A 14,449-nucleotide genomic window follows, 5' to 3' on the forward strand; every position below is an offset into this window, starting at 1 on the left:
TTTTTCAGTCGTTCGGGCCACTCTGATCATTGCCCCGGGGCCCCTGTTCTTTAGTCAGAGTGCGACGACTGAAAAAGTCGCCGGACCATCCCCGTTTTAGGCCGCCGCTAGCTGTTTGGATTGGCGCATGGCACGGGCTGCTTTCCGACAGCCACCGGCCCGCTACCGGCGGCGGAGCACCGTTACGGCGTCGCCCACGCGCAGGTGGCCGTGGCCGGGGCCCGTCACGTTCTGGCCGAACAATACTTTGCTGCCGGTGCTGCGGTAGCTGGCCAGCGTGCGCAGGGGCTCGCCCTGCGGGGTTTTGGTGGCGGTTTGCTGGTCGATGGTGGTCATTACGCAGCGGGCGCAGCCCTTCACGGCCCGAAAGGGCACTTCGCCCACCCGGAACTCGGCCCAGGCGTCGTCGTCGTAGGCGGGGCCCCCGCTGAACACCAGGTTGGGCCGGAAGCGGTTCAAGAGCACGGGCGCGGGCAGGCGCTGGTTGAGGTCGGCCAGGGCGGCTTCGCCGATAAGTAGGAACGGGTAGGCGTCGGCGAAGCTCACGACTTGGCCCTCGGGGTTGCGCTCGGGCTCCACGTCGCGCCGCACCATGTCGGACATGTACACCAGCCGGATTTCGCGGTCCAGGGCCCGGCTTAGCCATTCATCGGCCACCGCGGGGCCCCGCCAGGCCCACACCAAATCGTCCCAAATCGTGACGAACAGCGTGCGCTCGGGCGTGGCCTCGAACGGGATGTAGAGGGGCAGCAGCTCGGGCCGCTGGCGGTGCGTGAGCAGCCAGCCGTTGTGGGCCGCGGCCACGGCCAGCAGGGCCAGCTCGGGGTGCTGGCGCTGGGTGAGGAACTGATTTTTGGCGTCCACCAGCAGCCAGCGGCGGTCGTGGCGCAGCCCCTGGGGCGTAACCTTGGCCTCGGCCACGGCCACGCCGCCGAGCGACTTGATAGGGTAAATCAGGAGCTGCGAAAGCGTGAGGGAGGCGTCGGGCATGGCGCAAAATTAGGCGCTGGGCGACGTTGGGGCCTCAAAGGCGTGGGAGCAGCGAAATAATAAAGGCCGTCATGCTGAGCGCAGTCGAAGCACTCTCCCGTTGAGCAATTATTTACTGCTGCGATAGAGTTGCTTCGGCTGCGCTCAGCATGACGGCCTTTGAGGCCCGCCCAAAGAACAAGCTATTTACTTGGCCACCGTTTCGGCCAGCTTGATGGCCTCGTACAAATCGACCACGCCGCCGGTGATGGAGAGCGTGGTGAAATCGGCTTTTTTGTCGGTGCCGGGCACACTCACCATCGTGTGGTGCACCTGCGCCGAGCGCCGGATGATGTCCTTGAGCTGCACGGCGGTAAGGGTGGGGAAGTACGATTTGAGGACCGCCGCCACGCCGGCCGTCACGGGCGAGGCCATGCTGGTGCCGCTTTCCATGCCGTAGGTGTTGCCGGGCAGGGTGCTGTAAATGGCCACGCCGGGCGCGAACACGTCGACCTGCTTCTTGCCGTAGTTCGAGAACTCGGCGGGAAGGCTGGCGTCGTCCTTCGCGCTGCTGGCGCCCACCGTGAGCAGGTTGGGGAAGGGCTGGCCGGCGAGGGTGAGGGCGGCCGGGTAATGGTTGCTCACGTCGAGGTTATCGTTCTCATTACCCGCGGCGTGCACCAACAGCACATCGTGGGCGGCGGCGTACTTGAAGGCGGCCTCCACGGCCGGGCGCTCGGGCGAGAATTCCTTGCCGAAGCTCATGTTGATGACCTTGGCGCCGTTATCCACGGCGTAGCGGATGCCGTTGGCCACGTCCTTGTCGCGCTCGTCGCCGTTGGGCACGGCCCGCACCGTCATGATGCGCACCAGGGGCCCCGCCACGCCCTGCACGCCGAGGTTGTTGTCGCGCACGGCGGCAATAATGCCCGATACGTGGGTGCCGTGCAGCGGGTCGGGTCCGTGCAGGTCGTTGTTGCCGTAGAAGCGCTCGTTCACGTCGTCGGGGTTGTCCTTTACGATTTCAGCCCGCGGGTTAAAGCTCAGGTTCAAGGAGTTGTCGAGCAGGTTGCGCTCCTCTTTGGCGCCGCTTTCCAGCTCTTTTTCCAAGGCATCGGTATCGGCCAGGCCCATCTGGCGCAGGTTCTGGTCGAGGGCCCGGCTCAGGTTGCGCATGTTTTCGTTGCTGGACTGGGCCTTGCGCAGCGTGGCGGTGTCGAGGCGCTCCACGCCGAGGTCCTTTTTCAGGGCCCCCACCATCATTTTCAGCGGGCCGGCCATGTCCTCCACCTGGGCGGCGCGCTCGGTTTCCTGCTTGGTGCGGGTGGTGAAGGCCTTTTCGGCCTTGGTGTACAGGTCAAACTCGGGGCGCTGGGCCACCGGCACGGCCGTGCGCAGCTTGCCCTTGAAGCGCGGCCGGTACTTGGCCACGATGCGCGTTACTTCCAGCGACTCGTCGCCCACGCTGCGGCCGTCGGCCCCGCCCAGGAAGTTCCAGCCGTGCACGTCGTCGATGTAGCCGTTCTTGTCGTCGTCGAGGCCGTTGCCGGGAATTTCCTTGGCGTTCGTCCACAGAATGGGTTTTAAATCGACGTGGGCCGTGTCGATGCCGCCGTCAATCACGGCCACAATCACGGCCGTGGGCGCGCGGTTTTTCAGCAGCTCGGCGTAGGCGCGGGTGTCGCCCACGCCGGGCACGCCGTCGAGCTTGGGGTCTTTGAGGTACCACTGGGCGGCGGCGGCCTCGGCGGCCGTGGGCCCTGGAAGGACGGTGGCAGGCGGCGGCGTGGCGGCCGGGGCCTCCGGGGTTGGCGCAAGCGCCACGCTGGTGGCGGTGGCCGGGCTGGGGTTGCCCTGGGCAGTGGTGGTGGGTACGGCCCGGGTGCAAGCCGAGAAAGCTAGGGCGGACAGGGCAAACGCCCAGGGGCGGAAGGTGAAAACGGTCATGCGGGGAGGAAAACGCCGCGGCGGTGCGGCCACAGGCAAAGGAACGGCAAGCGCACGAAAGACGTGCCCGGGGCCCCAAACGTTGCGGGTGGTACGGGGCCGAAAAGGTCAGGGGCCCCGGGGGCGGGCTGCCGGCTTTTTCGCCGGCTGCCCGCTAATCGTTGCAGAAGTGTAGCATCCTTGGGAAGTTGCTGTTCACCGGCCCATTTCACTGCCTCTGTTCAATTATCCTGTTCACCGGCCCCGTTCAACGATTACCGGGCAGCCGGCGAAAAGCCGGCAGCCCGGGCCGGGCAGAGCGTCCAAATATTTGCCTTGCGCAGTAGCTTGCCTGCATGGATTACCAGGCTGATGCGCTTTACCACATCTACAACCGGGGTAACAACGGGCAGCAGCTGTTTCATACGCCCGCGCACTACCACTACTTTCTGGCCAAGCTGCGGCAGCACCTGCGGCCGATCTGCCCCATTCTGGCTTATTGCTTAATGCCGAATCATTTCCATCTATTAGTATTTCCCGGATCGGTGGCGGTGGTCCCGGCGATAGGTAAGGGTGGGGCGTTGCGCTCGCCGCTGGCATCGGGCCTGGGTACTGTACTGAGTTCGTTCTCGCAGGGCATGAACCAGCAGTTTGGCCGCACCGGCTCGTGGTTCCAACGCCGCACCAAAGCCAAGCTGGTGGGCGCGGGCGAGTACCCGGCCACGTGTTTTCACTACATCCACCAAAACCCCGTGCGGGCCGGCCTCGTGCACGAATTGGCCGCCTGGCCTTACAGTTCATTTCCGGATTACGCGGGCCTGCGCCAAGGCACCATGTGCGACCAAAAGCTAGGCCGCGAACTGCTGGACTTACCAGCCGATGGCAAGCACTTTTTAACGGAATCGGCGCAGCTTATTGATCCCGACCGGGTGCACCAACGCCTATATTGAACGGGGCGGGCTGCCGGCTTTTCCGCCGGCTGCCCGCTAATCGTTGCAGAAGTGTAGCAGCCCCTGGGAAGTTGCCGTCCATGGGGCCCCCGCTCACCAGGCCCACAACGATTACCGGGCAGCCGGCGGAAAAGCCGGCAGCCCGGCGCGAAAAGCGCCCGACGTGCCCGCGGCCGGTAACTTCGCGCCCCGAACCGGTTTGCTCTTCTATGCCCCTCTCGCTCCGCACCGCTGCCCGCCTCTGCCTGGCCCTGCTTGTTGTTAACTGCACCTTGTTAACTGAAACCAAGGCCCAGGCCCCTAAAACCTACACATCGTCCGATATTTTGCTGGGCTTGAAAAAGCTCAACGTGCTGGGCTCGGTGATGTACATCGCCGCCCACCCCGACGACGAGAACACGCGCCTCATCGCCTACTTCGCCAACGGCCGCCTGCTCGAAACCAGCTACCTGAGCTGCACCCGCGGCGACGGCGGCCAGGACCTCATCGGCCCCGAGCTGCGCGAGCAGCTCGGCGTCATCCGCACGCAGGAGTTGCTCGCGGCGCGGCGTATCGACGGCGGCCACCAGTTTTTCACCCGCGCCAATGACTTCGGGTTCTCCAAAACGTCGGCCGAAACCTTCACCATCTGGGACAAGGAGCAGGTGCTGGCCGACATGGTGTGGGTCATCCGCCAGCGCCGGCCCGACGTGCTCATCACCCGCTTCCCGCCCGACCCGCGCGCCGGCCACGGCCACCACCAGGCCAGCGCCATCCTGGCCGCCGAAGCCTTCGACGCCGCCGGCGACCCCAAGCGCTTCCCCGAGCAGCTGAAGTACGTGCAAGCCTGGCAGCCCAAGCGCCTGCTCTGGAACACCGGCAGCTTCTTCGTGAAGCCCGGCGAAAACATGAGCGGCTACCTCGGCCTCGACGCGGGCGGCTATAACCCGCTGCTGGGCCAGAGCTACGGCGAAATTGCGGCCCGCAGCCGCTCCAGCCACCGCAGCCAGGGCTTCGGCTCGGCCGCCACCCGCGGCGAGGCGCTGGAGTATTTCCAACCCGTGAAAGGGGCCCCGGCGGCGAAAGATTTGTTCGATGGCGTGGACCAAACCTGGAACCGCGTGCCCGGCGGCGCAGCCATTGGGAAGATGATTGACGAGGTGATTCGGAAATACAACCCCAGCAACCCAAGTGCCAGCGTGGCGGGGCTACTGAAGGTGCGGGAGTTGTTGCAGCGCATGGCTATGCCAAAAGCTCCAGCAGATGAGCGGGTGAGATACTTTCCTGCTCAGAGTTTCTGGGCTGTTGAAAAGCTGAACGAAATACAAAAACTAATAGTAGCTAGCCTAGGATTGAATTTCGAAGCTATTGCTAGCGAAGCTACGGCCACGCCAGGAAAGACAATTGCTGTGAAATTCGAAGGGCTTTCACGTTCGTTAATTCCGGTCGAACTTGATGGAATTAGCTATGATATTCCAGCTGATTCGACAATAAAGAAGCCGGGGGAGTCTCAATTAGCGTTATGCCTTACTACTCGGCGTAGCGTTAAAATCGGCAAGACTTTGCTTCCGAATACTTCCTTTATTCAAACAGTGGACGTGTTTGTGCCAAGCAATGAATCTGTTTCCCAACCTTACTGGTTACGGAAAACCGGCAGCATTGGCATGTATGCTATTCCTGACATTGTGAAACCTGCTTGCACTTCTGGCGGTGATGCGTGGAGCGCAAACTATGATGGTGGAATAAACAGACAACAGATAATAGGTCAACCTGAGAACTACTCGGTTACTGAAATTGCCATTAATCTACGAGTTGCAGGTACGCAGATTGGGTATAGAATTCCCGTCCAATACAAGCACACCGACCCCACGCTGGGCGAACTGTACCAGCCGCTGGTGGTGGTGCCGCCGGTGATGGTGAATATCCCCGCCGCCCGCGCCTACGTGTTTGCCGACCAGCAGCCCAAAACCGTTCCCGTGACGCTGCGGGCCGGGCGCGCCGGGGTGCGTGGGGCCCTGGCCTTGCAGGTGCCCACCGGCTGGCAGGTCGAGCCGGCTACGGCGGCCTTCGATTTGAAGAACAAGGAAGATGAGCAGACCGTCAACTTCACGCTGCGCCCGGGCCCCGGGGCCCCCGAGGGCAAGGCCGAAGTGCGCGCCGTGGCCACCGTGGACGGCCAGGCCTACACCCGCGGCATCCAAACCATCGACTACCCGCACATCCCCACCCAAACGCTGTTCCCGGAGGCCGTGGCGCCGCTGGTGAAACTGAACGTGCAGCGCCGGGGCCAGAACGTGGGCTACCTAATGGGCGCCGGCGACGAGGTGCCCGAGGCCCTGCGGCAGCTCGGCTACACCGTCACGCTCCTCAACCCCGCCACCGACCTCACCGCCGAGCACCTCGCCCGCTACGATGCCGTGGTGCTCGGCGTGCGGGCCTACAACGTGCTCGACCGCCTCAAAACCCAGCAGCCCCAGCTGCTCAAGTACGTCGAAAACGGCGGCAACTTGGTGGTGCAGTACGTGGTGAACCGCGGCACTGTGCTGCCTCAGATCGGGCCCTACCCACTCACGCTTTCCAACGACCGGGTGACGGTGGAGGGGGCCCCCGTCACGTTCCTGCAACCCAAAAGCCCGCTGCTGAACGTGCCCAACAAAATCACGGCCAAGGACTTCGAGGGCTGGGTGCAGGAGCAGGGTCTCTACTACCCTTCGGCCTGGGACGCGCACTACACGCCCATCATCGCCAGCAGCGACCCCGGCGAAACGCCCAAGCAAAGCGCCATCCTGGTGGCCGACTACGGCAAGGGCCACTACATCTACACCGGCCTCTCGCTGTTCCGCGAGCTGCCCGCCGGCGTGCCCGGTGCCTACCGTATCCTCACCAACATGGTGTCGCTGGGCAAGTAGGGGAGTAACCGGGTGCAGTGGTCCGGCGACTTTTTCAGTCGTCGGGCCACTCTGGCGTTAGGAGGCGAATAGGGGCCCCAACGGCGGCGTTGGTAGGTGAGAGAAACTAATAAGTAGATACTAAGCTCCGAGTCTGTTGCTTTAATCCAAATCGTTATTGCGTCAGAGTGGCCCGACGACTGAAAAAGTCGCCGGACCACTGCACCCGGTTATCAGTGTATTTTACGCTTGCTATGAAGTTTCAGCCCGGCGGTATCTACCACATTTACAACCGGGGCAATAACCGGGAGCCGATATTCTTTAATAAGGATAACTATCGGTATTTTCTGGGAAAGATGCGCAAGCATCTGCTGCCGCACGCTGATGTGCTGGCGTGGTGCCTAATGCCAAATCATTACCATTGGCTGGTGCGAGTGAAAGATGGGGCCATTGGGGCCCGGTTGGCGCAAGACCTGGGCACGTTCTTTAGCTCTTACACACGGGCCATTCAAAAGCAGGAGACGCGCACTGGCTCACTGTTTCAGCAGCAGTACCAAGCGAAGGAACTGGCCTCGCCAGAATATTTGCTTCAATGTTTCTGCTACGTCCACCAAAACCCGCTGCGGGCTGCACTAGAAGCAGAACCGGGCACCTGGCCCTGGTCTTCGTTTCGCGACTACACAGGGCTGCGCAGCGGCCAATTGTGCGCCCGGCCACTGGCGGCTGAGTTGCTGGACCTCCCCGCCGACCCTGTTGAAATGCGCTGTTTGCTACTGCAAACACTGCCTGATGGGGCTGGGGCCCTATTGTACTGATCAGTGGAGCGGCTATGAAGCGGGGTGGTCCGGCGACTTTTTCAGTCGTCGGGCCACTCTGGCGTTTGCCTGGGGCCAGTGTTCGGTAATTGTAAGAGCGGTTCGGTAGCAAGAGCTGTTCAATAGCAAGAGTGGCCCGACGACTGAAAAAGTCGCCGGACCACCCAGTTGTGCGTTTCCGCTGGCTATTTCATTCCGCTACCGGGGCCCCGTGGCTAAGTTTGCCGCTCATCCATTCTGCAAAACCCAGTGCTGACAGTAGAAAAAATCGGCGGCACGTCGATGAGCGCCTTTGGCGACGTGCTCAACAACATCATCTTTTATAACCGCCGGGGCCCCGAATTGTACAACCGCATCTTCGTGGTGTCGGCCTACGCGGGCGTGACCAACTGGCTGCTGGAGAACAAGAAAACCGGCGCGCCCGGCGTGTACCACCGCATCAGCGAGTTTAAGGAGTTCCACGAATCGCTGCGCGACGTGACGGCCCAGCTCAAGGCCCTGAACCAGCAGTACGTGCCGCTGGGCCTCGACCTGGCCGCCGCTGACGCCTTCATCGAGCAGCGGATGCAGGACGCCAAAACTTACCTCGACAGCCTGGTGAACGTGCTGGCCTCGGGCTACGTGAGCAGCGAAAACATCCTGCAAGCGGCCCGCGAAATCCTGGCCTCTATCGGCGAGGCGCACGCGGCGTTCAACTCCGTCAACATTCTGCAAAACAAGGGCGTGCACGCCACGCTGGTGGATTTGAGCGGCTTCCACGACCACAAGCCCTACACCATCGACGAGCGCATCAGTGAAGCGTTCAAGGGCATCACGTTCGCCGAAACCATCTGCATCGCCACCGGCTACACCAAGGGCACGGAGGGCATTATGCGGGAGTTTGACCGCGGCTATTCGGAGGTGACCTTCAGCAAGATAGCCGTGGCGGTGCGGCCCCAGGAGGCCATCATCCACAAGGAGTACCACCTGTGCTCGGCCGACCCCGGGCTGGTGGGCCTGGGCCACTGCCGCCCGGTGGGGGCCACCAACTACGACGTGGCCGACCAGCTGGCCGACGTGGGCATGGAGGCCATCCACCCCAAGGCGTCGAAGCCGCTCGAAATCAACGGCATCAACCTGCGCATCAAGAACACCTTCGAGCCCGCCCACGCCGGTACCCTGATTACCAAGGACTACGTGTCGGCCCAGACGCGGGTGGAGGTGATTACGGGCACCGACAAGGTGGTGATGGTGGACGTGTACGACCCGCAGATGGTGGGCACGGCCGGCTTCGACCTGCACATCATGCAGATCTTTTTTGAGCTGGGCATCAGCTACGCTTTCAAGGCCACCAGCGCCAACAGCATCTCGGTGCTGATTTGGGAGAAGGACCTGAAAAACGCCCTGGTGCCGCGCCTCGAAGCCAAGTATGAGAAAGTAGCCGTGGAAAAAACGGCCATGGTCTGTCTCATCGGCTCCAACATCGACCGGCCCGGCCTGCTGGCCCAGGCCGCCGGGGCCCTGGCCGAAGCGGGCGTCAACATCAGGAGCGCCGGCTTCGCGCTGCGCAAGGTCAACATCCAGTTCATCGTGGCCCGCGAAGACTACAAGGCGGCCATCATTGCCCTGAACCAGAGCTTGGCCGATGGGTAGCCGCGTATCGCGGACCTTGTAGTCCGCGCCGCGGCCCGGTTTACGACCGGACGAAGCGTGCGGTGCGGACTACAAAGTCCACGCTACATTTGAAACATGGAAAAATACCTATGCTTCGCTGCTCTGCTGGTGCTGGGGGCCTCCGCCGCCCGGGCGCAGTCGCCTGTGCTGCCGCCCGATACCGTGCGCGTGAGCGACGCCGCGGCGCGGGCCCGATTAATGGCCGACACGCTCTACGCCCGCGCGCACTACAACAAGCTGGAGTATCGAATCCCGATGCGCGACGGAGTAAAGCTGCACACCGTGGTGTACGTGCCCAAAGATGCCGACCGGGTGCGCTACCCCATCCTGCTTAACCGCACGCCGTATTCGGCGGGCCCCTACGGGCCGGGGCCCTACGCGTGGCGGGGCCTCACCACCGTCATCCACAGCGTCAGCCCGAACAGCACCATGCTACACGAGGGCTATATTTTTGCTTTGCAGGACGTGCGCGGCGCTTTCCTGTCGGAAGGCGTGTTTGAGGACGTGCGCCCCGAGAAGGACCAGTACCGCGGCAAGCAGGGCATCGACGAGAGCACCGACACTTTCGACACGGTTGAGTACCTGCTCCAGAAAGGTCCCAAAAACAACGGCCGCGTGGGGCAGTGGGGCGTTTCGTACCCCGGCTTCTACACCACGGTGGGTTTGCTCAGCCGCCACCCCGCTCTGAAGGCGGCCAGCCCGCAGGCCCCCGTCACGGACTGGTTCTGGGACGACGACCACCACAACGGCGCGTTTTTTCTGGCGGAGCAGGTATGGTTTTGGGACCTCTTTGGCCAGCCCCGGCCGCAGCCCACCGCCAAGTGGCACGAGGGCATGCAAATTCCCGGCAACGACGGCTACGCGTTCTACCAACGCTTGGGCCCGCTGAAAAACGTCAACGCCCAGCTCTTCCACGGCCGGGTCAAGCACTGGAACGACCTAGTGGCGCACCCCAACTACGACGCCTTCTGGCAGGCCCGCAACCCGCGTCCGCACCTGCACGACCTGAAAGCGGCGGTGCTCACCGTGGGCGGCTTCAACGATGCCGAGGACCTGTTCGGGGCCCTGCACACCTACGCGGCCATCGAGCAGCAAAACCCGGGCCTGTCCAACCGCCTCGTGATGGGCCCCTGGGTGCACGGCGGCTGGGCCCACGCCTACACCGGGGAGATAGTGGGCAACGTGAATTATGGCCCCTCGCCCTCGCGCTGGTACCAGCAATACGTGGAAGCGCCCTTCTTCAAGGCTTACCTGAAAGACGACAAGCCCACGGCCGCTGCCCAGCTGCCTGAAGCCATTGTATTCGAGAGCGGCACCAACCAGTGGCGCACTTTTGATGCCTGGCCGCCCAAAGCCGCGCAGGAGCGCACGCTCTACTTCCAGCCCGGCGGCAAAATTGGGTTTGAGAAGCCAGGCGCCGTCACGGGCTTCGGCTTCCGCCAGTTCGTGAGCGACCCGGCACACCCCGTGCCCTACACCGAAGCCACCGTCCTGGCCATGACTAAGGAGTACATGACCGACGACCAGCGCTTCGCCAGCCGCCGCCCCGACGTGCTCACCTACCAGACCGACGTGCTCACGAACCCGCTCACGCTGGCCGGCCCCATTCAGGCGCTGCTGCAGGTGGCCACCACCGGCACCGACGCCGACTGGGTCGTGAAAATCATCGACGTGTACCCCGACGACACGCCCGACGACCCCCGCACCGCGCCCGGTGTGCACCTCGGCGGCTACCAGCAGCTGGTGCGCTCCGAGGTCATGCGCGGCCGTTTCCGCGAGAGCTTCAGCCAGCCCAAGCCCTTCGTGGCGGGGCAGGTCACCCCCGTGCCCTTCACGTTGCAGGACCTGATGCACACCTTCCGCCCCGGCCACCGGCTGATGGTGCAGGTACAAAGCACGTGGTTCCCACTCGTCGACCGCAACCCGCAGACGTACGTCGAGAACATCTTCGAGGCCAGCGAGTCGGACTTCCAGGCCGCGACGCACCGCCTTTACTTCAGCCCCGAGCACGCCTCGCAGCTGACGGTAAAAGTGCTGCCGTAGCGTTTCCCGATTAGGGCCTCACAACCTAAGGTGGGGCTTTTCTTTGTTGCGGCCGGCCGCAATTGCGGCCGGCGGACAGCCTTGGGGCCCAATTGGGCGTATACCAGGGCTTGTGTCTCGCTTGTTTTTCACGCCCGGCTGAGACGGGCACGTATTTACCCTTAACCTTCGCTACACCTGATGAGCCCCAACCCCACGGAATTTACGTTCGGCATGATTGGTCTCGGCACCATGGGCCGCAACTTGCTGCTAAACATGGCCGACCACGGTTTTGCCGTTGCCGGCTACGACAAGAATCAGAAGCAGATTGACCTGCTGGCCCAGGAAGGCGAAGGCAAGCCCGTGCGGGGCTTCACTGACCCCAAGGCCTTCGTGCAGAGCATCAAAACGCCCCGCGCCATCATGATGCTGGTGCCCGCCGGCGCCATTGTGGACAGCGTGATTGCCGACATGCTGCCGCTGCTGAGCCCCGGCGACATCCTCGTGGACGGCGGCAACTCGCACTTTACCGACACCGAGCGCCGGGCCAAGGATTTGGAAACCAAAGGCTTTCACTTCTTCGGCATGGGCGTGTCGGGCGGCGAAGAAGGGGCCCGGTTTGGCCCCAGCATGATGCCCGGCGGCGACGCCGACGCCTACAAAACCATGCAACCCGTGTTCGAGGCCATTGCGGCCGAGGTGGACGGGGCCCCCTGCGTGGCCTACATGGGCCCCGGCGCGGCCGGCCACTTCGTGAAGATGGTGCACAACGGCATCGAGTACGGCCTGATGGAGCTGATTGCCGAAACCTACGGCGTGCTCAAAACCGGCCTGGGCCTGGATAACGCCGCCATCGGCCAGGTGTTCACGCAGTGGAACGAAGGCCGCTTGCAGTCGTTCCTGGTCGATATCACGAAGGATATTTTCGCTTTCAACGCCCCCGATACCGACCACCTGCTGCTCGACGACATCAAGGACGAAGCCCGCTCGAAGGGCACCGGCAAGTGGACCTCGCAGGTGGCCATGGACTTGCAGGCCCCCGTCCCGACCATCGACACGGCCGTGTCGATGCGCGACCTCTCGAAGTACAAGCAACTGCGCGGGCAGCTGGCTGAGCAGTACGGTCCTGCGGCCGGGGCCCTGGCTGGCGATAAGGACGAGCTGATCAAGCAGTTGGAGCAGGCCTTCTACTTCAGCATGATTATGAGCTACGCCCAGGGCATGCACCTGCTGGCCCAGGCCTCGGCCGAGTACAAGTACGACCTGCACCTGGCCACCATCGCCAAAATCTGGCGCGGCGGCTGCATTATCCGCTCCACCTTTCTGAACGACATCTTCAACGCCTTCGAGCGCGACAACAACTTGGCCCACTTGCTGCTGGACGGCGGCGTAGCTGCCCTGGTGCAGGGCGCTGTGCCCGGTATGCGCGCCGTGGTGGGCGCCGCCGTGGCGGCCGGCGTGGCCGTGCCGGCCTACACCTCGGCGCTGGGCTACTTCGACGCCTTCCGCACGGCGCGACTGCCCTCGAACCTCATCCAGGCCCAGCGCGACTACTTCGGGGCCCACACCTACGAGCTGGTGGGCAAGGAAGGCGTGTTCCACACCCAGTGGACCGGCCTGCGCGCCAAAGCGGAAGCCCCCGCCGGGCACGAAGCTAACCAAAAGCCCACCACACCGCCCGTGGCCGGCACCAAAGAGTCGAACGTGGAGCCCGCTAAAACACAATCGTAAATGAACGCCCTCCTAAAATCGCAGCCGACGGTGTTCGTCATTTTCGGCGGCACCGGCGACCTGAACGCCCGCAAGCTGGCCCCGGCCCTCTACAACCTGTACTTGGAAGGCTGGATGCCCGAGCACTTTGCCTTTATTGGCACGGGCCGCACCAAGCTCACCGACGACGACTTCCGGGCCCGGGTGCTGGGCGACGTGAACAAGTTTTCGCGCAGCGGCAAGGTAACCGACGAGCAGTGGCAGGGCTTCGCGCCCAACATCTACTACCAAGCGGCCGACGTGCAGGACGCCAAAACCTACCGCGACTTTGGCAAGAAAATAAAGGCCTTGGAAGCCGAGTGGAAGGCCACGGCCAACGTCATCTACTACCTGGCGGTAGCCCCCAATTTCTTCCCCATCATCGCCGAAAATCTGGCCAAGGCCGGCCTGACGGAAGATGCTGGGTGCACGCGCATCGTGATTGAAAAGCCGTTTGGGCACGACGCCGCTTCGGCCAAAGAGCTGAACGCGCTGCTGGGCCGCATCTTTCAGGAGAAGCAGATTTACCGCATCGACCACTACCTGGGCAAGGAAACGGTGCAAAACATCATGGCCTTCCGCTTTGCGAATGCCATTATGGAGCCGCTCTGGAATCGCAACAGCATCGAGCACGTGCAGATTTCGGTGACCGAGCAGCTCGGCGTGGGCGAGCGCACGGGCTACTACGACGGTTCGGGGGCCCTGCGCGACATGATTCAGAACCACCTGTTGCAGCTGCTCTGCATCGTGGCGATGGAGCCGCCGGTGAGCTTTTCGGCCGAGGAAGTGCGCAACCGCAAGGTAGATGTGCTGCGCGCCATGCGCCGCTTCACGCCCGACACGGTGCGCGAGCAAGCCGTACGCGGCCAGTACGCCAGCGGCTGGATGGAGGGCCAACAGGTGCCCGGCTACCGCGAGGAGCCCGGCGCCGACCCCAAGTCGAACACCGAAACCTTCGCCGCGGTGAAGTTTTTCGTGGACAACTGGCGCTGGCAGGGCGTGCCGTTCTACCTGCGCACGGGCAAGCGCCTGCACCGCTCGTCTTCGGTCATCACCATCCAGTTCAAGGACGTGCCGCACCTGATTTTCTCGCCCGAGACGGCGGAAACCATGCGGCAGAACCGGCTCATTATCAGCATTCAGCCCGAGATGAGCATTCGCTTGCAAGTGCAGGCCAAGCGCCCCGGCGTGGACATGATGTTGAACACCGTGGACATGGTGTTCGACTACAAAGGCACCTACGTGAGCGAGGCCCCCGAGGCCTACGAAACCCTGCTGCTCGATGTGATGCTCGGCGACCAAACGCTGTTTATGCGCGCCGACCAAGTGGAAGAAGCCTGGGATTTGGTGATGCCCATCCTGAACTCGTGGCAGAACCGCACCAGCCAGAACTTCCCCAACTACTCGGCCGATTCGTGGGGCCCCGAAGACGCCGAAGCCCTAGTGGCCAAGGACGGCTTTCACTGGTTCACGCTCCCGCTCAACGGCAAGAAATAGC

At 63.2% G+C, this 14,449-nt stretch carries 9 protein-coding genes; 7 read left to right on the forward strand and 2 right to left on the reverse strand.

The genetic code is table 11. From position 1 onward, the window contains the following. Positions 1-162: 162 nt before the first annotated feature. Complete coding sequence (locus BEN49_RS19075; protein ID WP_070746032.1) at positions 163-990, reverse strand: MOSC domain-containing protein; 828 nt, start codon at positions 988-990, stop codon at positions 163-165. A gap of 186 nt (positions 991-1,176) precedes the next feature. Further along, on the reverse strand, positions 1,177-2,916 hold the full coding sequence (locus tag BEN49_RS19080) for a S8 family peptidase (RefSeq protein WP_083326252.1): 1,740 nt from the start codon (positions 2,914-2,916) through the stop codon (positions 1,177-1,179). Between the two features lie 335 nt (positions 2,917-3,251). Here BEN49_RS19080 and BEN49_RS19085 point away from each other — a divergent pair, with 335 nt between their 5' ends. The 7 genes from BEN49_RS19085 (at position 3,252) to zwf (ending at position 14,448) form a co-directional block, all read left to right on the forward strand. Next, on the forward strand, positions 3,252-3,845 hold the full coding sequence (locus tag BEN49_RS19085) for a hypothetical protein (protein ID WP_070746033.1): 594 nt from the start codon (positions 3,252-3,254) through the stop codon (positions 3,843-3,845). A 209-nt stretch (positions 3,846-4,054) separates the two neighbouring features. Then, positions 4,055-6,733 (forward strand): PIG-L family deacetylase, encoded by a 2,679-nt coding sequence (locus tag BEN49_RS19090; protein WP_070746034.1) that lies wholly within the window; start codon positions 4,055-4,057, stop codon positions 6,731-6,733. Positions 6,734-6,966: 233 nt separating this feature from the next. After that, the gene (locus BEN49_RS19095) at positions 6,967-7,527 is read left to right on the forward strand and encodes a transposase (RefSeq protein WP_070746035.1); all 561 of its coding nucleotides are present in this window, start codon (positions 6,967-6,969) and stop codon (positions 7,525-7,527) included. Positions 7,528-7,776: 249 nt separating this feature from the next. Next, entirely contained in the window at positions 7,777-9,159 is a 1,383-nt protein-coding gene (locus BEN49_RS19100; RefSeq protein ID WP_070746036.1) for an aspartate kinase, read from the forward strand. Positions 9,160-9,255: 96 nt separating this feature from the next. Next, a complete protein-coding gene (locus BEN49_RS19105; RefSeq protein WP_070746037.1) occupies positions 9,256-11,223 on the forward strand; it encodes a CocE/NonD family hydrolase in 1,968 nt (655 codons plus the stop codon). A 180-nt stretch (positions 11,224-11,403) separates the two neighbouring features. Beyond that, positions 11,404-12,933 carry an NADP-dependent phosphogluconate dehydrogenase gene (gene gnd, locus BEN49_RS19110; RefSeq protein WP_193415845.1) on the forward strand — a complete coding sequence of 510 codons (1,530 nt, stop codon included), beginning with the start codon at positions 11,404-11,406 and terminating at the stop codon, positions 12,931-12,933. Next, positions 12,934-14,448, forward strand: coding sequence for a glucose-6-phosphate dehydrogenase (gene zwf, locus BEN49_RS19115; protein ID WP_070746038.1), 1,515 nt, complete (start codon positions 12,934-12,936; stop codon positions 14,446-14,448). Position 14,449: the final 1 nt, after the last annotated feature.

The organism is Hymenobacter coccineus, assembly GCF_001816125.1.
GTDB lineage: Bacteria > Bacteroidota > Bacteroidia > Cytophagales > Hymenobacteraceae > Hymenobacter > Hymenobacter coccineus.

Excerpts from the sequence above, each read along its gene's own strand:
- BEN49_RS19075 (WP_070746032.1), bottom strand. The coding sequence starts at position 990 with ATGCCCGACGCCTCCCTCACGCTTTCGCAGCTCCTGATTTACCCTATC.
- zwf (WP_070746038.1), top strand. The coding sequence starts at position 12,934 with ATGAACGCCCTCCTAAAATCGCAGCCGACGGTGTTCGTCATTTTCGGC.
- BEN49_RS19105 (WP_070746037.1), top strand. The coding sequence starts at position 9,256 with ATGGAAAAATACCTATGCTTCGCTGCTCTGCTGGTGCTGGGGGCCTCC.
- BEN49_RS19090 (WP_070746034.1), top strand. The coding sequence starts at position 4,055 with ATGCCCCTCTCGCTCCGCACCGCTGCCCGCCTCTGCCTGGCCCTGCTT.
- BEN49_RS19085 (WP_070746033.1), top strand. The coding sequence starts at position 3,252 with ATGGATTACCAGGCTGATGCGCTTTACCACATCTACAACCGGGGTAAC.
- BEN49_RS19095 (WP_070746035.1), top strand. The coding sequence starts at position 6,967 with ATGAAGTTTCAGCCCGGCGGTATCTACCACATTTACAACCGGGGCAAT.
- gnd (WP_193415845.1), top strand. The coding sequence starts at position 11,404 with ATGAGCCCCAACCCCACGGAATTTACGTTCGGCATGATTGGTCTCGGC.
- BEN49_RS19080 (WP_083326252.1), bottom strand. The coding sequence starts at position 2,916 with ATGACCGTTTTCACCTTCCGCCCCTGGGCGTTTGCCCTGTCCGCCCTA.